This is a genomic window from Rhizobium rhizoryzae (genome assembly GCF_011046895.1).
GTDB lineage: Bacteria > Pseudomonadota > Alphaproteobacteria > Rhizobiales > Rhizobiaceae > Neorhizobium > Neorhizobium rhizoryzae.
The window spans coordinates 691,477-710,794 of record NZ_CP049249.1 but is presented as its reverse complement, the minus strand read 5'-3'; the positions used below and the strand labels follow the sequence as shown (position 1 = coordinate 710,794).

General features: G+C 56.0%; 20 protein-coding genes. 7 read left to right on the top strand and 13 right to left on the bottom strand.

Translation table 11 applies throughout. The annotated features are described in order from the left end of the window. Positions 1–93 precede the first annotated feature (93 nt). Positions 94–798, top strand: a complete 705-nt coding sequence (locus tag G6N80_RS04065; RefSeq protein ID WP_200958475.1) for a pirin family protein — start codon at positions 94–96, stop codon at positions 796–798. A 112-nt stretch (positions 799–910) separates the two neighbouring features. Here G6N80_RS04065 and G6N80_RS04060 read toward each other — a convergent pair whose 3' ends face one another. Then, a complete protein-coding gene (locus G6N80_RS04060) occupies positions 911–1,789 on the bottom strand; it encodes a DMT family transporter (RefSeq protein WP_165131469.1) in 879 nt (292 codons plus the stop codon). 263 nt (positions 1,790–2,052) lie between these two features. On the opposite strand from G6N80_RS04060, the gene G6N80_RS04055 reads away from it, so the two are divergent. After that, positions 2,053–3,543: a sensor histidine kinase gene (locus G6N80_RS04055; protein ID WP_062556399.1), complete on the top strand. Its 1,491-nt coding sequence runs from the start codon at positions 2,053–2,055 to the stop codon at positions 3,541–3,543. Next, positions 3,543–3,890 (top strand): response regulator, encoded by a 348-nt coding sequence (locus tag G6N80_RS04050; protein WP_062556400.1) that lies wholly within the window; start codon positions 3,543–3,545, stop codon positions 3,888–3,890. The genes G6N80_RS04055 and G6N80_RS04050 overlap by 1 nt, the downstream gene beginning before the upstream one ends. A 30-nt stretch (positions 3,891–3,920) precedes the next feature. On the opposite strand, the gene G6N80_RS04045 is transcribed toward G6N80_RS04050, so the two are convergent. The 4 genes from G6N80_RS04045 to G6N80_RS04030 all read right to left on the bottom strand — a co-directional run bounded on the left by G6N80_RS04045 (position 3,921) and on the right by G6N80_RS04030 (position 8,021). Then, the gene (locus G6N80_RS04045) at positions 3,921–4,112 is read right to left on the bottom strand and encodes a hypothetical protein (protein ID WP_062556401.1); all 192 of its coding nucleotides are present in this window, start codon (positions 4,110–4,112) and stop codon (positions 3,921–3,923) included. 99 nt (positions 4,113–4,211) lie between these two features. Further along, positions 4,212–6,476, bottom strand: coding sequence for a xanthine dehydrogenase family protein molybdopterin-binding subunit (locus G6N80_RS04040; RefSeq protein ID WP_165131466.1), 2,265 nt, complete (start codon positions 6,474–6,476; stop codon positions 4,212–4,214). Beyond that, a complete protein-coding gene (locus G6N80_RS04035; protein WP_165131463.1) occupies positions 6,466–7,524 on the bottom strand; it encodes an FAD binding domain-containing protein in 1,059 nt (352 codons plus the stop codon). Before G6N80_RS04035 ends, G6N80_RS04040 begins: the two co-directional genes overlap by 11 nt. Further along, positions 7,521–8,021 carry a (2Fe-2S)-binding protein gene (locus G6N80_RS04030; protein WP_165131460.1) on the bottom strand — a complete coding sequence of 167 codons (501 nt, stop codon included), beginning with the start codon at positions 8,019–8,021 and terminating at the stop codon, positions 7,521–7,523. Before G6N80_RS04030 ends, G6N80_RS04035 begins: the two co-directional genes overlap by 4 nt. A 179-nt stretch (positions 8,022–8,200) precedes the next feature. On the opposite strand from G6N80_RS04030, the gene G6N80_RS04025 reads away from it, so the two are divergent. Continuing rightward, positions 8,201–8,782 carry a TetR/AcrR family transcriptional regulator gene (locus G6N80_RS04025; RefSeq protein ID WP_062556405.1) on the top strand — a complete coding sequence of 194 codons (582 nt, stop codon included), beginning with the start codon at positions 8,201–8,203 and terminating at the stop codon, positions 8,780–8,782. Here G6N80_RS04025 and G6N80_RS04020 read toward each other — a convergent pair. Next, positions 8,765–9,451, bottom strand: a complete 687-nt coding sequence (locus G6N80_RS04020) for a GntR family transcriptional regulator (protein ID WP_062556406.1) — start codon at positions 9,449–9,451, stop codon at positions 8,765–8,767. The two genes, G6N80_RS04025 and G6N80_RS04020, sit on opposite strands and share 18 nt — an antisense overlap. A 145-nt stretch (positions 9,452–9,596) precedes the next feature. On the opposite strand from G6N80_RS04020, the gene G6N80_RS04015 reads away from it, so the two are divergent. Then, on the top strand, positions 9,597–11,330 hold the full coding sequence (locus G6N80_RS04015; RefSeq protein WP_165131457.1) for a M14 family metallopeptidase: 1,734 nt from the start codon (positions 9,597–9,599) through the stop codon (positions 11,328–11,330). Here the strand turns inward: G6N80_RS04015 and G6N80_RS04010 are convergent. Beyond that, positions 11,322–12,578 carry a glycerate kinase type-2 family protein gene (locus G6N80_RS04010; RefSeq protein WP_165131454.1) on the bottom strand — a complete coding sequence of 419 codons (1,257 nt, stop codon included), beginning with the start codon at positions 12,576–12,578 and terminating at the stop codon, positions 11,322–11,324. The genes G6N80_RS04015 and G6N80_RS04010 overlap by 9 nt on opposite strands. Positions 12,579–12,771: 193 nt before the next feature. Between G6N80_RS04010 and G6N80_RS04005 the strand changes: the two genes are divergently transcribed. Then, positions 12,772–13,359 (top strand): BA14K family protein, encoded by a 588-nt coding sequence (locus G6N80_RS04005; RefSeq protein ID WP_165131451.1) that lies wholly within the window; start codon positions 12,772–12,774, stop codon positions 13,357–13,359. A gap of 27 nt (positions 13,360–13,386) precedes the next feature. Here G6N80_RS04005 and G6N80_RS04000 read toward each other — a convergent pair whose 3' ends face one another. The 6 genes from G6N80_RS04000 to G6N80_RS03975 form a co-directional block, all read right to left on the bottom strand. Continuing rightward, on the bottom strand, positions 13,387–13,755 hold the full coding sequence (locus G6N80_RS04000) for a hypothetical protein (RefSeq protein ID WP_062556410.1): 369 nt from the start codon (positions 13,753–13,755) through the stop codon (positions 13,387–13,389). Further along, complete coding sequence (locus G6N80_RS03995) at positions 13,742–14,446, bottom strand: TfuA-like protein (protein ID WP_062556411.1); 705 nt, start codon at positions 14,444–14,446, stop codon at positions 13,742–13,744. Before G6N80_RS03995 ends, G6N80_RS04000 begins: the two co-directional genes overlap by 14 nt. Then, positions 14,443–15,681, bottom strand: a complete 1,239-nt coding sequence (locus G6N80_RS03990) for a YcaO-like family protein (protein ID WP_246251359.1) — start codon at positions 15,679–15,681, stop codon at positions 14,443–14,445. Before G6N80_RS03990 ends, G6N80_RS03995 begins: the two co-directional genes overlap by 4 nt. Beyond that, positions 15,617–15,835 (bottom strand): hypothetical protein, encoded by a 219-nt coding sequence (locus G6N80_RS03985; RefSeq protein ID WP_062556413.1) that lies wholly within the window; start codon positions 15,833–15,835, stop codon positions 15,617–15,619. Before G6N80_RS03985 ends, G6N80_RS03990 begins: the two co-directional genes overlap by 65 nt. Before the next feature lie 11 nt (positions 15,836–15,846). Beyond that, a complete protein-coding gene (locus G6N80_RS03980; RefSeq protein WP_246251358.1) occupies positions 15,847–17,415 on the bottom strand; it encodes a hypothetical protein in 1,569 nt (522 codons plus the stop codon). A gap of 238 nt (positions 17,416–17,653) precedes the next feature. After that, complete coding sequence (locus G6N80_RS03975) at positions 17,654–18,079, bottom strand: helix-turn-helix domain-containing protein (protein WP_062556885.1); 426 nt, start codon at positions 18,077–18,079, stop codon at positions 17,654–17,656. Between the two features lie 421 nt (positions 18,080–18,500). On the opposite strand from G6N80_RS03975, the gene G6N80_RS03970 reads away from it, so the two are divergent. Beyond that, positions 18,501–19,232 carry a helix-turn-helix transcriptional regulator gene (locus tag G6N80_RS03970; RefSeq protein WP_062556415.1) on the top strand — a complete coding sequence of 244 codons (732 nt, stop codon included), beginning with the start codon at positions 18,501–18,503 and terminating at the stop codon, positions 19,230–19,232. The last annotated feature ends 86 nt before the right edge of the window (positions 19,233–19,318 follow it).

The following is a 19,318-nucleotide window of genomic DNA, read 5'->3' as shown; positions in this document are numbered from 1 at the left end:
GGCGCAATTGTTCATCTTATGAAGACGTCTGACAAATGTCATCTTTCACGCAACGGAAGCACTGTCTTGCTTCACACGTGAAAGGAAATGAAGATGACCCTGATCCACGAGAATATGAGCCGCGGTCGTACGAATACTGGTTGGCTTGACAGCTTTCACACGTTTTCCTTCGGTGGCTTTCAAGATCCGACCCGTATGGGATTTGGCGCACTTCGCGTGATCAATGAAGACCGGATCGCGCCGGGTTCCGGCTTCTCAGAGCATGGTCACGCTGACATGGACATTCTGACGATCGTGCTTTCCGGTCAGTTGGAACATCGCGATACATTGGGCAATGTCGCAACCATTGCGCCCGGTGAAGCTCAGTTGATGTATGCTGGCAGCGGCGTGCGCCATTCTGAGATGAATGCTTCAGCTGACGCACCTGCTCATTTTCTGCAAATCTGGTTGATCCCGGACGTTCGGAATGGCCTGCCCACATATCAGCAGGCACCCTTGCCGGTTGAAGACGATATGACTGGGGGATGGCAAGTTCTTGCGGCAGGCGGTGATGCGAAGGCGCCTCTGAGGCTGAATTCCGATACGCGGCTTTTCCTAGCAAACGTCGCTGAGGGGACACGGCTTCCTGTCCCATCGTCGCCCGAACGGTTGACCTTCGTGCATATCATCGAGGGTCTGGCAATGGTCGACGGTGAGCGTCTTTCATCAGGAGACGGTATCCAGTTGGGAACTGGTTCAATTCCCGATATTGAATGGGTGACTGACGGAAGGGCGCTGCTGTTCGATATGCATCGCTAACGGCATGTCGTAGCAAAAATTGTGCTGCGGTTTTGCGGTAACGACATGCGATCAAACAAAAAGTTAAAGCGTCGAGAGCGGATCTGAAAGATCGCGCTACCCTTTAACGGCATTAGGCAGCCTGCGCAGGAAGTGGCTTGTTTCTGCGCAGGTTGAAAAGGTTACCGGTGAGGATCAGGGCTGCGCCGCAGGCTGTGAAGACGTCGATCGCTTCTGCATAAAGCAGATATCCAATCACGGCGGAAAGCGGCACCCTGAGATAATCCATAGGCATGACGACAGTGGCATCTGCATAGGAAAGTGCTTTTGCCATGCAAAAATGGGCAAATGTACCGGAAAACGCGATCAGAAAGATCCACGGCCACAGACCAGCCGATGGCCAGACCCAGACATTGAGGGCTGGAGTAAAACCGATAACCGACTGGATGATCAGCATCCAGAAAATGATCTTGGTGGCGCTGTCACGCCTGGTGAGTGCTTTCGTCGTGATGAACGATACCGCGAAGACAAAGGCTGCGCCCAGGACGACGAGCTGGCCGGGATTGATGGATGTACCACCGGGCCTGACAATAATGATAACGCCGACGAGGCCCAGCAGAATCGCGAGCGATTTTCTCCAGGTCAGCTTTTCACCGAGAAAGGCTGCCGCCATGAGGGCGGTCCAGATTGGCGCGGTAAACTCAATTGCGATCACCTGCGCCATCGGAATCATGGTCAGCCCCATGAGCCACAAAAACTGGCCGACATAATGTGCACCATTGCGGACGATATGACTGAACAGGATGCGCGTGCGCATCGCGCGGAAGCCACCCTCCCGATACACGAATGGGAGCAGCATAAAAAATGCGATGACGGATCGCATTTCCATGACCTGAAAAACGTTCAGCTCTTTTGTCGTCGCACGACCCGAAACGGCCATCAGGAGCAATAGGGCGATTGAAGCCAGCATCCACGCTGCCGCCTTGAGTGTGTTGGGCCGGGTCTCTGACATCGCGAATACTTCTTTAAATGGTGCAAGCTGCCACCTCAGTCTGGCTTGCGCTCGCTTCGCAAGCGAATGAGCGGCAGCAAACCAACTATTTGAGGCATATCTAATTCTTGCCCCTCGTTACCGGTTTTATGGGGCAGATACCAATTCAAATTTGTACATTCTGATCCAAATGCGTTGATCGATCAGTTTCTGCAATTACAACTCTTGGCAGATGCTCAAATGCCTCTACCTTGGGGGGTGAACTCAAGCTCAGGATAAGTGCAATGCCCGGAACGATCGACCCGTTCAAATTCCTTGGCCATGATGGCGAAATGGCTGCACTCGTCCGCAAGTTTGAATGGCGTCAGACACCCTTGGGCGATGTGTCAACCTGGCCCCAATCTCTGAAAACGGCGATTGCGCTGCTGATCCAGTCTCCGGTTCCAATTGTCATGCTATGGGGGGAAGAGGGCGTCATGATCTATAACGACGCCTATTCGGTCTTTGCTGGCGCGCGACATCCAGCATTGTTCGGCTCAAATGTGCGGGAAGGATGGGCCGAGATAGCCGATTTCAATGATCATGTCATGAAGGTCGGCCTGTCAGGAAAAACCTTGGCCTACCGCGATCAGGAACTGACACTCCACCGCAAAGGCTACCCCGAGCAGGTGTGGATGGATCTCGATTATTCTCCAGTGATGGATGAGGAAGGTCGTCCGGCGGGGGTCATTGCGATCGTCGTTGAAACCACCGAGCGTGTTCTAGCGGAGCGCCGCAACAAGGAGGAATTCCAGCGGCTGCAGAACCTGTTTTCGCAGGCGCCTACATTCATGGCGATGTTGAGCGGACAGGACCATCGTTTCGACCTGATCAATCCCGAATATCAGAAATTGATCGGAAGCCGCGACGTGCTCGGGCAACCCATTGCGTCGGCGCTACCCGAAATGGCAGATCAAGGTTTCATCTCGCTTCTTGATCAGGTTTTCGCAACCGGGGAACCGGTCATCCGCATGTCGGAGCGCGTTGTCATCGGACGCGCCAAGGGTGGGAGAATGGAGGAGCGGTTTGTGGACTTCGTCTTTCAGCCGATCCGGGATGAGGCCAACTCTGTGAGCCACATCTTTGTTCAGGGATCCGATGTCACGGATCGGGTACGGGCTGAAAATTATCAGAAGCTTCTGATCAACGAATTGAACCACAGGGTGAAGAACACGCTCGCCTCCATCCAGTCCATTGTTAGCCAGACGCTGCGCAACGTCGAGGGGGCTGCGGCTGCATCCAACGCCATAACACGACGAATTCTGGCGCTCTCGAAAGCCCATAATGTCCTGACAAACGAGAACTGGTCAGGCGCAAGCCTGAAGATGATGATTGAAAGCGCGCTTGAAGCTTTCCAAGAAGGCGGTAAACGGCGCTTCGTTCTATCAGGGCCGGATCTGCGGGTCGGGCCGCACGCCGCAATGTCCGTCGCCCTTGCGATCCATGAACTTGCGACAAATGCGCTCAAATATGGAGCTTTGTCCGTGCCTGACGGATATGTCGATATTGCCTGGTCTCTTGAAGATCAGACGTTTCGCCTTCTCTGGCGAGAGCGTGGAGGACCTGCCGTTATCGACGCCGGACAGCGCGGCTTTGGCTCAAGGCTCATTCTTCAGGTGCTCCCTCACGAATTATCCGGCGACGCCCAATTACGCTTTGATCCAGCCGGCGTGATTTTCACGCTGGATACAACTCTGGAGGCAATTCGGGATAAGCCGGTCATGGATTCTGTCTGATGCGTATACTTGTTGTTGAGGACGAAATGTTGGTCGCCATGTTGATTGAGGATCTTCTTGTCGACCTCGGGCACCAGCCGATTGGTCCTGTCATGCGGCTTGAACCGGCCATTGAAAAGGCTGCGACTGCAGAGATCGATATGGCAATTCTCGACATCAATCTTGCTGGCAAGCGTTCCTTCCCGGTGGCAGATCGCCTGACAGAGCGGGGCATACCCTTCATTTTCGCCAGCGGCTATGGTGCTGCCGGTCTCGAACCGCCATACCTTTCGGCACACGTCCTTCAGAAACCTTTCGATTTACCCCAGCTGAGGGATGCTCTGAAACACATTGGCGTCGATGAATAGGTCTTTCAGTCGTGGAGGTGGGTTCAAGTTTTACTTAAACATGAACGCCAGCAGGCTATGGATGACTGTTGCGCCGCCGATCGGCGCGATGAACAGAACCAGGATGTTGAAGCAGATCACCCATGCCAGGATTTTTTGCTCCCTTGGGCTGAGGTTGGGCTTCGATGGTTTGGGCGGCAGTGGCTCCGGCCTTGGCCCATAGCTCTTCATATCCAGAAACATCGGCAAATCCGCTATTGGTCGTTCTGAGTTGACTACGATCTCAATCCTCGCCGGATCATCGACCCAGCCGTTCGATCAAAACGGCTGGGTCGTCGAATGTTAGAGGCCAAGAATGTCCTCGATATGGATCGGGAAATGTCGTACGCGCCTGCCCGTCGCATGCCAGACGGCATTTGCGATTGCGCCCACGGTTCCAGTAATGCCGATTTCGCCGACGCCCTTGACGCCGATGGCATTGACGTATGGATCGTCCTCTGCAACCAGTATGGCTTCCAACGACGGAACATCTGCGTTCACCGGAACATGATATTCCGCGAGATCGGCATTCATCACGCGGCCTGTGCGCTGGTCAATGAGTGCGGCCTCATGCAGGGCGAACGATGTTCCCCAGATCATCCCGCCATAATACTGACTGCGGACCAGCCGGGGATTGATGACGCGTCCTGCGGCGAAGGCGCCCACCAGTCTCGTTGTGCGGATTTGTCCAAGATCAGGATCTACCTTGACCTCGGCAAATACGGCGCCGTGTGAGTACATGGCGAACTTTTCCGCATTCCCGGGTTCCCGCATCGACTTCGCTTCGCCGATGACTTCGCTCTGCTTTGCCCGTGTCAGGATGTCGGCAAAACGTTCACCGCGGCTTTCGTCGTCACGACGGACCAATCGTCCGCCTCTGGGAAGGACACCAATGTTGCCAGCACCGAACAGTGGTGAGTCGGGATCGTTGGTGGCAATTTCCGCAAGCTTTGCGAGCGCATCGAGACCTGAATTGCTCAAGGCGAGGCCAGCACTGGCGGTGTGGCCTGATCCCCCGGCGACCCCGGCATCCGGCAGCGTTGAAACGCCGGATCGGAATTCGATCTCGTGTGCTTCCAGTCCCAGCGCCTCTGCAGCAATCTGCGCCAGTGCGGTCCATGCGCCCTGGCCCATGTCAACGCCGCCGGTTTCCACGAGAACGGAGCCATCCGCCCGCACGGTTGTTCTTGCCTGTGCCGGGAACATGGGGCAGGGGAACACGGCCGTACCCATTCCCCAGCCGACGAGCAGCCCATTGTCGTCCCGCATCGTGCGCGCTGCGCGCGGGCGCTGTTTCCAACCGAATGCCTCCGCGCCGCGCTCATAGCATTCACGCAGTGCCTTGGAAGAGAAGGGTCTGCCGGAGCCGGGCTCACTCTCGGCGTAGTTCAGCAGACGGAACTCGAGCGGATCCAGTCCGCAGGCTTCGGCTGCTTCGTCTATGGCAACTTCAAGCGCAGCGGATCCGCTTGCTTCGCCGGGTGCACGCATCGGCCCTGGTGTGCCGATGTCAAGGCGCAGACCTTTGTGCTCCGCCAGCAGCGCATCTGCCGCGTAGAGCGGAAGCGAAGCATTGGCGGCAGGTTCCAGAAAATCGTCGAAGCTCGACGTGGCAGATATCGAACGGTGATGGATTGCTTTCAACCTGCCATCACTCGACAATCCCATTCGCAGCGTTTGCCATGTCTGTCCACGATGGCCGACCGGTCCGTACATCTGGGCACGGGTGAGTGCCAGTCTGACCGGGCGCTTCAGCTTGCGTGCGGCGGCAATCGCCAGAATCTGCGGGCCATTGAGAATTGCCTTCGAACCGAAGCCGCCACCCAGAAATGGAGACCGTATGACGACATTTTCGACTGGAACATCGAAATAGCGCGCATAGGAGGCGCAGCTCATGGCCAGCGCCTGATTGGGCATATCGAGGGTGAGGTGATCGCCGTTCCACTCTGCGACAACGGCATGCGGTTCCATGGCATTGTGATATTGCGCAGGTGTTGAATATTCCGCTTCGACGATCGTTTCTGATGCGGCGAAGGCGGCATCGAGATCGCCGTGGGAGGTCGATGGCGGGCCACCCACCCCGACCGCTTGCGGGTCAAACTGAACGCCGTTGTCGCGACCGGTGCGCGCTTCATCCGTCTCATAGACGGGTTGAAGCAGGCGCGCGCCTTCCGTTGCTGCTTCCAGCGTTTCCGCTACCACCAGAGCAATTGGCTGTCCGGCGTAACGGACTGAATGGTTCTGCAAGAGCTCCAGCCGAAAGCCAAAGGGTGGCATCTTTTCATCCGGATCATGCGCGAAAGCGGGTGCATTATCCGGCGTGAAGACCTCGATGATGCCGGGATGACGGCTGGCAGCTTCCACATCCATGGCCGTTACGCGGCCGCGGGCGATTGTTGCGCCAACCATGACGGCGTAGGCAAGTTGTGCGGGATGGTTGTCCGCGGCATAGGTTGCCTGCCCGGTCACCTTGAGAACGCCATCGCGCCGGGTCAGGGGCTGCCCCGAGTTTGATCCATAACGGGTCGTTGGTCTTGCCGAAGTGTCTGACGAATGGTCAAGCGACATGGGCATCTCCTGAAAATGTCGATAGCGGCGAGCCAGGAAGTGCTGGCATCGCAGCAGGTGTTCCGGCACTGGCAGCAGACAAGGCTCTGGCGGCAAGGCGGCCAGCAAGCTCGATCTTGAAGGCATTGTCCCCGCTGGGGATTGCCCCCTGCAAGGCGAGACCGGCGGCGTGATGGAAGAGGTCCTTGGACGGCATCTGTCCGATCATTGCCGCTTCCGCATCTCTCGAACGCCACGGTTTGGCGGCAATGGCGCCGAGGGTCAGGCGAGCCTCTAGAATGCGACCATCCTCGATCGTCATGGCGGCCGCTGCCGAAACCAGGGCAAAGGCATAGGAGGTACGCTCGCGAAGCTTCAGATAGCGGCTATGCGCTGCAAATCGTGATGCGTCCGCCGGGATGCGGATTGCCGTAACCAGTTCGCCCGCTTCGAGCGCGTTTTCCTTGGCCGGCTGATCTCCCGGAAGAAGGTGAAAGCTTTCTATCGGTATCTCGCGGATACCTCCCTTGCCAGTTACCTCGACCATCGCTTCAAGAGCCGCAAGCGGGACGCAAAAATCGGAAGGATGGGTGGCGATGCAGTGATCGCTCCAGCCCAGGACCGCGTGCAGGCGATTGAGACCGTGGCGTGCATCGCAGCCAGAGCCAGCATTTCGTCGGTTACAAGCGCTGGCCACATCCTGATAGTAGGAGCAGCGTGTCTTCTGAAGAAGATTTCCGCCCGCCGTCGCGGCATTGCGCAACTGAGCAGAGGCACCGGATAGCAAAGCCTCTGCAACCATGGGAAACGCAGTGGCGAAGCGGGTTTCGTAAGCCAAGTCTGAATTGCGCACGAGCGATCCGATGCGCACACCGCCATCCGTTAGCCAATCGATACGCTTCAGATCTTCCAGGCGCGTTATGTCGACAAGCGTCGTCGGTTCAGCAACGCCGATCTTCATGAGATCCAGAAGGTTTGTGCCGCCCGCCAGTATGCGCGCGCCGGGCTTCGCAACTGCGGCAACAGCTTCATCGACAGAGGATGCTCGGACATAGTCGAACAGGTTCATGCCGCATCCCTTTCCTTGAAGATTGTTGCATCTTTTTCCATCGCGGCAAGGACGGCTTCCGTGATGCCCTTGTAGGCACCGCATCGACAGATATTACCGCTCATCAGTTCTCGAACCCGCTCTGGATCACCCACCGCTTGCCCTTCGGCGATCAGGCCGACGGCACTCATGATCTGCCCCGGCGTGCAATAACCGCACTGCAGGCCATCACAATCAAGAAACGCTGCCTGAACCGGATGAAGTTCATCGCCCGTTGCCAGGCCTTCAATCGTCGTGACGTGAGCCCCGTCGACCGTCATTGCAAGCGTAAGACAGGAATTGATCCGGCGACCGTCCACGAGAACAGTACAGGCGCCGCACTGCCCTCGGTCGCAACCCTTCTTGGTTCCGGTCAGTTGCAGGCGTTCACGCAGAAGATCGAGCAGCGTCACGCGTGGATCTTCAAGAACAATCGTTCTTGCGTCTCCATTTATGGTAAGGCTGATGGAGAGTGACATGCGTACCCCATTCAGAAAGAGTGATGTTGAGATTTGAACCGCGATTGACGGTATGTCCGGCAGTATGAAACTTTGAATTGCCATCGTGGCCAAAAAAGCAGTGCGTCAGCTTCTGCTTTACATACTCAATATACGGAGGCACCCTCCGTTTAGCAAGAGGCTTAAGTCAGAAATTGGAAATGGTCCCTGAAGCGAAGAAGACAAGGCGCAAGCCGCGAGCGGACTCGGTGCGTAACCGTGAAATCTTGCTCAAGGCCGCGACGGAAATTTTCAGCGTCGGGGGAACGCAGGCCAGTCTTGAGGCGGTCGCGAAGAAAGCAGGCGTCGGGATCGGTACGCTTTATCGGCACTTTCCGTCACGGGAAGAACTCTTTGAGGCAGTTTACCGCCATGAGGTTGACCAGCTTTGCGATTTGGCCTCGACGTTGGGTCATGAGACTGACGCCTTCGCAGCACTCAGGCAATGGCTTCAGGCCAATGTGAGGCTTGTTGCCACGAAAAAGGGGATGATGCAGGCCCTGCAACTGGCGGTCTACGGCAATCCCGAACTGAAAGCTTCGTCAACAGCGCGCATGGTCGAAGCGCTGGACTTGTTGCTTCAACGTGCCGTAGCCGGGGGGAGTCTTCGCGACGATATCTCTGCGGAGGATCTGCTGCGGACGCTGATCGGGATCTATTACGCGCAACCCGAGAATGATTGGCAAGCCAAGGCGCTTAAGTTGCTCGACATCTTTCTGGATGGGCTAAGAGCCAAGGCGTGAATAGGCACCGAGAATGAAACGCTCCGCATCGAACAGATAGTCGCGCAACATGTCCGCGGCTTTTGCTGTCTGACCGGCTTCCAGTTCTGACAGGATGAGCAGGTTCTTGTCCACGTAGCGCGCGTGGAGGTATTCCGGATCGCGCAGCAGGCCGAAAACAAGGCGAAGCTCCAGCGCGACCTGTGCGAAAAACGTATTGAGGCGAGGACTGTCCGCCAGCTCGACAATGGCCGCGTGATAGGCGATATCGGCGGTTCCGGCTTGCAGCCATTCTCCAGCTTCCCGGTAGCGAACCGCTTCTTCGACGGCGGCCCGCATTTTTGCAACACCCGGATGCCTGGGGTGAGCGCCTGCCATCGCCTGACATTCGATCATGCGTCGAACATTGTAGATATCGATGATAGTGGCCATGCTTGGCGTGCTGACAAACACCCCCCGATTGGCTTCGTGGCGAAGCAAGCCTTCCTTCGTGAGGAGGCGAAACACTTCGCGCAACGTATTGCGTGATACGCCGAGTTCCTCACCCAGCGCAACTTCCGAGAGATGGCTGCCTGGTGTCAACCAGCCCGAAATGACACGTTCCCGAATTTTGTCCGCAATGCTTTCTGCCAAGGTTTGGGCAGGTTCGCTTGCTTGTCCCACCTTGTCTGCCGGCATCGCCTTCTTCATGCGTCAGTTGTTCCATCGGTAATAGCAAAGATGCGGATCGATAGCATCAAGCCTTGGCGCCGTCACGTGTAATTCAGCTATGCATTTCCGCCGTACCAAATGCATGGTAGCCAGATAGTCATCGGATCACGACGAGGACGAACGGATGGTGACGCTGTTTCAAAAGACCTACGACCGGATGTTCGACCGCGTGATGAACCTGCTTCGGAAAGGCGATGTGGCCGAAGTCTGGAGCTTCGATGATAGGACAACCCGCCTTGAGATGGAAGCCGAAGCCAAAAGCCGTGGAATCACGTTACGCGCACGTTCCGCTTACAAGCCGCTGGTGAATGCATTTCTGGAAGAAATTGACCTGTCGGACGTGACCGCCGTCAGCGTCAGCTATCCCGTTTCGCCGTTCGCGGACAAGAAACGTTTTCGTCTCGAGGCTTATCCTCTGGCGGCCCTTGTTGGATCTCGTTCCTTTGAGTTGCAGCCGAAGGCGCCCGTTGAGGATCTGTGCTACGAAGTCAATCTTTCCATCGGGAGCGACATCCATACCCGCACGATCTATGCGCCGAACCGCGTGTACGTTGACCTGACGGGACAGAACGTCTTGTCGCCCACTGGCTGGCTCAAAGTGCCGGAACGGGGCCTCGATCAAGAGATAGAGACGGATTTCGAAGAGATTTACAAAGACGCGATGAAGATCATCGCCGCCCATGGGTGGAAGAGCGATGCCCCGTTTTTCGAGGAGTTGAACGTCTCTGTCCAACTCCCGCAGATGGATTTGCCACTGCCGCCTCTGGATGAAAGCATGAGCCTGCGCGAGGCGCTACATGAGGATCTGTATTTCTCCGCCCTCGAATATTTCACGCTGAAGTCCGGCAAGATGCTCGGTGATCGTAATGTCAGGCCGGGACAGATCGTGCCCGAAATCACCTTCGCGACTGGGCGTCCTGAACTGTCGATAGAACTCCGGCCTTATGATCGGCGCGCGCGAGGAGGTGAGGCCCAGCCTCTTGATGAGGCGCAGCAGGCGGCTGGGGAGGCGCAGATCGTGACCGAACTGAATAGCCTGCGCGGGGAAACGCTCACTTGCGAGACGGTTGCGGGTCGCCTGGTTCATGCGCGATATCTTCAGGGGTCGGACGCGCCGGTGCTGATCAGCGGCGGGCAACATGCAAATGAGACATCCGGAATAGTAGGAGCGCTACGCGCGGCCCGGATTCTTTCAACCTCGGCGTCTTCCCATTTCACCGTCATTCCTTGCGAAAATCCTGACGGCTATGCCTTGCAAGGCCGGTTATGTGCGGAGAATCCGTCTCATATGAGCCATGCCGCACGCTACACTGCGCTCGGAGACGATCTGGAATATCGCGGTGTGTCTGACGAGGCGCTCATCTTCGAGAAGCGCTTGCGAATGCAGGCGCGAAGACAAACGGGCGCCGGGCTGCACATTAATCTGCACGGATACCCCGCACATGAATGGACCAGACCTTTGACCGGCTATGTTCCGCGTGGCTTTCCGGCGTGGATGATCCCGAAGGGGTTCTTTCTCATCCTGCGGCATCATGAAGAAGCAAGGCCTGAAGCCATGGCGTTGCTGGATCACGTGACGCGCCGGTTGGCGAGCCAGAAAGACCTGATGGCCATGAACCGTCGCCAGCACGCACTCTTCGAAACGCATGCAGGACCGAACGGCCTTACGCTTGTGAACGGGTTTCCGTGCATGGTCACTGTCGGGAATGATGGGCTTTATCCTGTGACCTTGATCACGGAATATCCCGATGAAACGCTCTATGGCGCGCCCTTTGTCGCCGCGCACACAGTGCAGATGGAAACCGTTCTTGCAGCGTATCAGGCCTGGCAGGAAAATCTAAGGCCTGGATCAACGTAACATGATTGCGCGGAAATCATTGACGTTCGTTCCCGTCGGTCCAGTGACGAACAGGTCGCCAACTGCCTCGAAGGCTGAATAGCTGTCATTCCGACTGAGGAGTTCCCGGGCATCGATACCAGCTGCGCGCATGCGCTGCACGGTTGTGCCATCAACAAAAGCGCCGGCATTGCTCTCGGAGCCGTCAATGCCGTCGGTATCCGCAGCGATCAGGCTTGCTTCCAAGTCCTGAAGCCCCAAGGCGGCGGCCAGTGCAAATTCCCCGTTGCGACCACCACGCCCACCCTGTCCCCGGATCGTCACCGTCGTCTCGCCACCTGAAATGAGAACGCAAGGCCTGCTGAATGGTCTATCGCGTTGACCGATCTCGCGCGCGAGCGCTGCATGAACGTTCGCGACGTCCCTTGCTTCGCCTTCAATGGAATCCGACAGTATATGGGGCGTGATGCCAGCTTGCGAAGCTGTCAAAGCTGCGGCCTCCAATGAGAGGCGTGCCGACGCGATGATGCTGATGGAGTTGCGCGCGAACGTTGGGTCGTCTGGAAGAGGAGCATCCGCACCGGGTGATTGGAGATGTGCCATCATTCGCGGAGACAGTGAAATTGCGTATTGTTCGATGATGGCTTGCGCGTCGGCGCGTCTGGTCGAGTCGGGAACGGTTGGGCCGGAGCCGACAAAGGCCGGATTGTCACCGGGTATGTCGGACACGATGAGGCTTGCAACCCGCGCCTTTGTTGCTGCCGCCAGCCGACCGCCCTTGATACCGGAGAAATGCTTGCGGACCGTGTTCATTGCCGAAATTGGCGCGCCAGACGCGAGCAGAGCCTCGTTCAAGGCAATTTCGTCATCCAGCGTCAGTCCGTCGGGCGGGCAGGGCAGGAGCGCAGAAGCGCCGCCGCAAATCAACGCTATGACGAGATCTTCTTCTTTCAAATCAACAATGGTGTCGAAGAGGCGTTGGGTCGCCTGTAACCCAGCTGCATCCGGAACAGGATGAGCAGCCTCAATGATATCGATGAAGCGAGTGCTGCATCCATAGCCGTAGCGAGTCACGACGACGCCGGTCAAAGGTTTCGGCCATAGTTCTTCCAGCGCTGCTGCCATCTGGGCCGCCCCTTTGCCAGCTCCAATCACCACCGTTCTTCCGGAGGTTGGCGGCTCCGGGAGATGACGCGCCAAGGCGGTCCTGGGATCTGCGGCGTCAACCGCTGCCCGAAACATCGCCGCCAATAACTCCCGATCGTGCATGCCCAACTCCCCATTATGCGTGTCAGTGAGCCTACAGTCCGGTCATCCACTGTCAATCCGCAAGGCTGCTCGGTCTAATTGCATTAGGGATATTGCATATTTTTAGGGAACAGCGCGGCGATTTTCGCATTCTGTCATTCGAGTTCACGACAGGAGAACGGCCCTGAAAACTTTAGCGAATCTTGCGCTCAATTTGACGCTCGCGGTTGTTCCGTTCGGCATCGCGATCGCCATCGCAGATGAGGCCCTGAAGGAAAACCAGCCAGTTTCGAGCCTGGATATGAGCGCACCAGAGTTGTGGACAACGCAGCCGGTAGTAGTAAATGATACGTCCGCTTATGAACGAGTGCCGGGCGTTCAGTATGCTGAGGTCAAGCCGGCGGAAGACTCTGCTAAGCTGATGGCTGGGTCACGCCACCTTCCGGCTCAATCGGAAATTCTTCAGGAAGCGGTCGTAGCTTCAAAGATCGATATTGCGGGCATTGACGCCTGTAGCAATCGTTATCGATCCTATCGAGTCGAGGACAATACCTATCAGCCTTTCGATGGCGGTCCTCGCCGATTGTGTTCTTTGCGGAATGATGGATCTGAAACCGCCAATGCCTCAGAAGGGCCGGTCTACGCATCCGGTGCTGTCATGGACGACTCGAGAGATCCGGTAACCGCCTCATCCACCCATGCCGAATGGTGTTCTGCTCGCTACCGGTCCTACGACGTTTCGACGAATAGCTATCAGCCATTTTCGGGCGGACGCCGAACCTGCGTGTCGCCCTACAACTGAAATAACGCTGTCCCGCAAATTCGCTTTTCAGCAATGGCCTGCTCGGACCGTCGCAATACGATTGATGTTGTCTGCAGACAGATTGCTCGACATCTCGTCTTGAAGTTGTTTGATCAGTGCAGCACGCGCTGTATCCATGTGTTCCGCCGCAGTCTGTGATCCAAGCGTATTCGCGATCGATACAGCGTATCCAATCATGTTGATAAGCGCGAAGAACTCATCGCGACGTTCGTTGTTTTCGAAATTCATGGAAACTACGTTCATTGAGCCTGCCTCGTTCCAACTGTTGGAACCATTGCATAGCTTTGCGTTGCAGGCGCGTTGCAAAAGCGTTGCACACGTCGAACGCGTTTCCGCATTGCTGAAATAAAGTTTTAATTGCTCATATTTCTCCATAGAGGCGCCGCCATGTTGGCGTGGTATGGAAGCTCCATCCAGGCGAAGCCCCGCGACTGTCTTCGCAACGCTGAAGCTCACGCATGAGCATCAAAGCATCCTCGCGCTTCTGATCGACAGAGCAGTCGGCAAGCATTTCACGTAGCCGGTCCGTCGGAAAGGCGCTTTCCTGTGCAATCCGTTTCCAGGTTCGCTCTTTGAAAAAGAGGGCGCGCGAGGCCGAAGCCAGAGCGTCTCTCTCATGCTCATCGATGAAGGATCGCTCAAGCGCCTTGCCAAGCGTTGCATCAACATTGACGAGCGGAATGGTAAGGGGCGGATAGTTCAGCTCGGCGGGGCCGTGCAGAAGCGCCACATCGCCATCATCAAACCGCACGCCTTCGCGGTAATCCTCAAAGATCCGGCCGATGCCTCGCATGCCAAAGGCGGCGCATTCACAAGCCCTGAGAGCTCCCATGCTTGCAGCACCCAATACCGTGCAACCGGAACTGAGGGCGTAGAGAATTTCCTTATGCCACACCGGAGCAACATATTCGAAATAACCATCTACGATGCCGATGACGGTCGCGCCAGCGGAAACGGCGTTCATGACATCTCCCTGCTTTGCAGGCGGTGCGATGATGACGTTGGTACCATTGCCAGTTTGCGTGGCAGCATCGGGAAGGGTAGGGCCTACAAAGACGATCTTCATTGCAGAGCCCTCGACAAAGCCCGTGCGCCATAACGGGTTCGTCGCTCGCCCTCCGGGTTTTCGAGATCCGGCGCCACAACTTTAACGACTGATACCGGCAGCCAGCCAGGGGTCAGGTCGACGGCATAGAGCTTTTTCTGGCCTGATGTCTGCAAGGTTGAAAGAACAAGATCGAGCGCCTGTTCCGGAGAGTGAACATCGGTAAGCCGTGAATCCGATAGCGTTGTCTTGCACCGGCTCTCGAATGCGCATTTATGGTCATCCGAGAGTGGACGCTGGTATAGTTCCGGAAAGAGATCATCTCGAGCGCCTGCGATGAAGGTCATTCGAGACTGTGCCGCCTCTGTCACGGCGCGTATCGCCGCAGCCTCCAGCGAAAGTCCCGCCCCTGCGCCGAGCGTGATATCGACATGTCGCAAGCCTCGACCATCAAGCCGTTGTGGTCCGAGCATGGCGCACGCGACAGGGATTCCTGTATCGTTGGTAATGTCGAAAATCGCGATCTGCATCTGCGCCTGTTGAATACGCCGAAGCAGGCCAACCATTTCCGAGCCGCCGGTTTCAGGATCGATGCGCTCTTTATAGCGGAAGGGAGCACGGGCTACTTCCCACAGGGTCAGCGCATCGCGCTCTACGCGTTCCAGCAATCCATGCAGTATTGCTTCTGCCTGGGTGTTGCCGGATGCCAATCCGTCTGAACTTTGCCAATAACGAGGCCGCAGGATAGTTCGGTCCATGGTGACCGCCTCATAGGGCAGCCAGACATATGTTCCCGTCAGGAGATCCTTGGCCAATGCCCAATCAATGATCTCATCGTCTTGAAGCACATTCGACCCGGGGGCGAGGAGGCAGTCGAGCCGATCGAAATCCTGTCCGATTCGTCGGAGATCTGCTGTAGAAGCGCGCATTGTCTCGCATGCTGCCTGGGAAGCGATTGATCTTTCAATCGCTTCCATCATTGCAGAGATTCTCGCGCTGTCGTCGTCGAGTCCCTTTCCATTCGCAATGACGATGGATTTTGCGTTCGGCGTGAACGCACACCAGACGGGAATCCCGAGCCGATCGAGATCCGTCTGGCGTGCGACACGCGTAATTCCAAGTCTGGGAAGGAAAGCGGCTACTTTTGAATAAGTCTCCGCAGCAGAACAGGTACGAAGAAGCAACGACTTCTTAGCTTTCGTGGAAGCTCGAAGCGATGGATGAAGAGGAATCAAGCGCGATCGCAGCCTTGACACCCTTGGTCACGACGGCACCTGATTGCGTAAGGGTAATCAGAGAAGCAAGCTCGCCGGTGGGCTGACCGGTAACCGGAACAACCGTCCCCGCCTCAAGATCCGCTGCATAGAGCTGGCTTTCACCCGCGACGCTCAGAATAATCAATTTTGCCATGCTTTTCTCCTTTAAAAACCGGCTTTAACAAGCCCCTCACGATACATTTCCGTCTGCCACTTTTCCTTGTGTGGCAGCACCGCAACCCAGCGCTCCAAATCAAAATCCGGGTTGTTTCTAAGGACTCGCAGTCTGTAAGTGCGAGCCTTCGCGGCATCACCTAGCATGGCCCAGCAAGCCGCTGCTAGTCGATCCGCTGGTTTGCTGTCTCGCATGCGTCCGATAAATTCAAGCGCCTGAGCAAACTCTCCCAGAAAATAACAAGCTCCCGCAGCGGCCCAGAAATAAGGGTCCGGGGGCAGGGGGTTCAGTTCGATCGAATTCAAGACTTTCCGGAGTGCATCTGCAGGTTTGCTGGCATGGACCAGGCTATCCGCATGACTGAACAGCACATCCGCATAATGCGGGCTTAAAGTTTCAGCCTTTTCCAGAGCCTCAAGACTTTCATCGATCCGTCCCATGAACAAGTGACTGACACCGACTTCCTTGAATGCTCCTGCCGACTGGCCATTGTGGTTGACAGCTTGATCCGCAAGCCTGACTGCCTGTTGCAACAGGTCCTGATCGCCGCGTGCTGTCAGGATCCATTCCATGCTGAAGGTCCGCGAAAGACCAGCAAGCGATGAAGCAAAGTTCCGATCAATCTCAAGCGAGGCTTTGAAGTGTCGCCTTGCACGTCTTATGGATGGCAGCGACATGTGCGACAAATCCTGCAATCCCCGGAGAAAGGAAACGTAGGCCTCAGGCTGGCTGCTGACGTCCAAAGCCATGGTCTGCGTCGAATGCAATTGTCTGACCAGAGACGTCTGGACTGCATCGGTTATGGTTTGTCGCTGACCCGCAATTTCACCGGGGTCAAGCTTGAAACGCGTGGCCCAGATGATCTCATCAGTCGGCAGGAATACGAGTTGAACGAACAGAGCATCCTCGGTGCGCTGCGTATCCAAAACGTATGTAATCTTATGGCGCTCGAGAATGGCCGCCTTGTCGCGTGAACTCCGAATTCGTTCGGAAGTATAGGGCGCCACGACAGAAACCGCCCTGCTGGCGCAAAGTCCGATAGTCAGATCTTCAATCAGCGCGTTTGCGACTGAGCCAGCTTTCTGTGCACTGACTGCCGTATCTGGCGGAAGAAGTGCTATCCGCGGCACCGTCCAAAGATCACCGGACGGTGGAGGTGCCATGATCTGCTGTGCTTCTCGCGGCTGAGCGGCGACGCGTTGCTGATCCTGCCCCTCGGATACGGAGATACGGCGTCGAATCTCTTCATCGCCCGGATCGTGTTCCAACAGCAGTACTGCCGCACGCCTCAGATCTGAGCGTGCTACCTTTTCCGGGTTATCGGCCGCCTTCAGGAATTGCTGGCGCAGCAGGGCCACGTGACGCTGTCTGACATCCTTTACCCAGATGGAAAGTTGCGCAGACGTTCGCCCTTCCAGCGGTAGAAAGACCTTGGCGACCGCATCGCTGCAAAGGTTGAGATTGTCGGCAGAGATTTCGGCTGTTTCGAATTCCAGGTCACAGGTCAGCGCTTGATGATTCAGCGTCAGGTAGGCGCCGTCCGCTTCGATAACGGGCACCCTGTTCTCGCCAATTGCTTGGGACAATCTGCGCAGGGCGGAACGAAGGTTTGTTGACGCGGCATCGGGATTGCCCGCCCATATGAGTTGGGCAGCGCTCCTGCGCGCAACCTGTGTTTCTGACGAGTACAAGTATGCAAGCAAAACCAGAGACAGGTAAGGCGCGGCAATTGTCTGCCCCGCCTCGTCCTGCAATTGGCAGCCGCCCAGAGTGGTCAGCCGTAGGGACATAATGTACTCAGTGCGAAGCGAATGTCAGATCGCTCACATCTGCAAGTACAGACTGTTCTTTGGAAAGACTACGAACAAGCCCCAGAATAGACTGGCGAACACGCTTGTCTTCAATGGCCGCAAAAGCAGCAGCAAGCGCAACGCATTCTTTGGAATTCATGAAATCAGCGGCGGATTCCTGCTTGCCATCGTCTTCCATCGCGCCCGGGCTTCCTTCGAAGAAGAACGGGATCGGAACGTTCAGTATTTCTGCAATATGCTGGAGACGGCTTGCGCCGACGCGATTTGCACCCTTTTCGTACTTCTGAACCTGCTGAAACGTAATGCCGAGACTATCGCCCAGCTTTTCTTGGCTCATCCCGAGCATAGTGCGGCGAAGACGAATACGAGAGCCGACATGAACATCTATCGGATTTGGAGTTTTCTTTACCATTGTAGATCCGGAAAAAACATATACCTGTGCGTACATTGCGCCGATTTTGTTCCTGACGCAACTATTTTCCGTTGACTGAGAATTGGATTCTCGATCTCCTGTTGCATTCTTGCGCGAAATTGATGGAATGCGACTTGGCTTTAACTTGTCATCGGGCAGGTTGTGGATCGACCCCATCAAATAGTGCTTGAATGGATCGGTAACGAGATTTTTGCCATATATTGCAAGCATATTGTGGCGGTATAGCCAATGAAAAACCCGATTTTCGCTCGTTGTTTAAGAGCAGTTTCATCCATCCGGCTGGTTATTTCGAAGCAATCCGGAGCAGGCTACGATGCGGGTCGTTCAAGTCACTATGAATGATTTATGATTCATTAACCAGTTGCAGCACAAGAAATGTGTCAAAGACTCAGGTGAATTCATGTTGAACCGACCACTATTCCGCCGTGCGGACGACCTGGACGATTTCGTCGATCTCAGTTCCGTCCCGCGCCACCGCTTCATCCACAACAATGCCTTCATTGCGCGGCTCCGAAAGGCTGTTGAATTCGATTACGTCATGGTGAGCGGGCTGGATATCGAGGGCTTTCATTTCGGGACCGCACAATCAATCGATACCGACTTTCCTCCTGCATTTCTGGAAGCCTATTACGAGGAGAAATTCTACCTAACCGATCCTTTTGTTATCGCCTGCAAAATGGCGCATCGCGTCGTGGTCGAGTCCGAAGCCGTGAGTGATGCCCCTCGCAATGAGCGTCTCGCCTATTTGCTGGAGACCTTCAATGTCAGAAACAGGACAGTCTTCCCCATCCGGAGAGGCGATCTCGTCTATGGGTCAGTGGGTTTCACGCGTTCGGTTCCATTTGACGCTGACGAAATTGCCTTCCTCAACGCTATTGCGGAGGCCACGCATCACGAAATTACTGGTCCGTTGATGCGAAAATTCGCAGCGACTGAACTCAAGCTCTCCCAAGGCGAAGTGGCTTGTCTCCGATTGGCGTCCGGCGGTCTGACAAGCGAGCAGATAGCAAGTGAGAGCGGATATCAGGTGGATACCGTCAATACCTACATCAAAAATGCGACGAAGAAGGTTGGAGCCACAAACCGCACGCAAGCAATCGCTGAGGCGATTCGCCGAGGGCTGATTGACTGAAACTAAGAGTAAGTGGTTCCAGTCACTTTAAATTTCGTGATCGCTAATAGGACGGACAGCGGTTTACAATGGTGGCTGCATCGCTA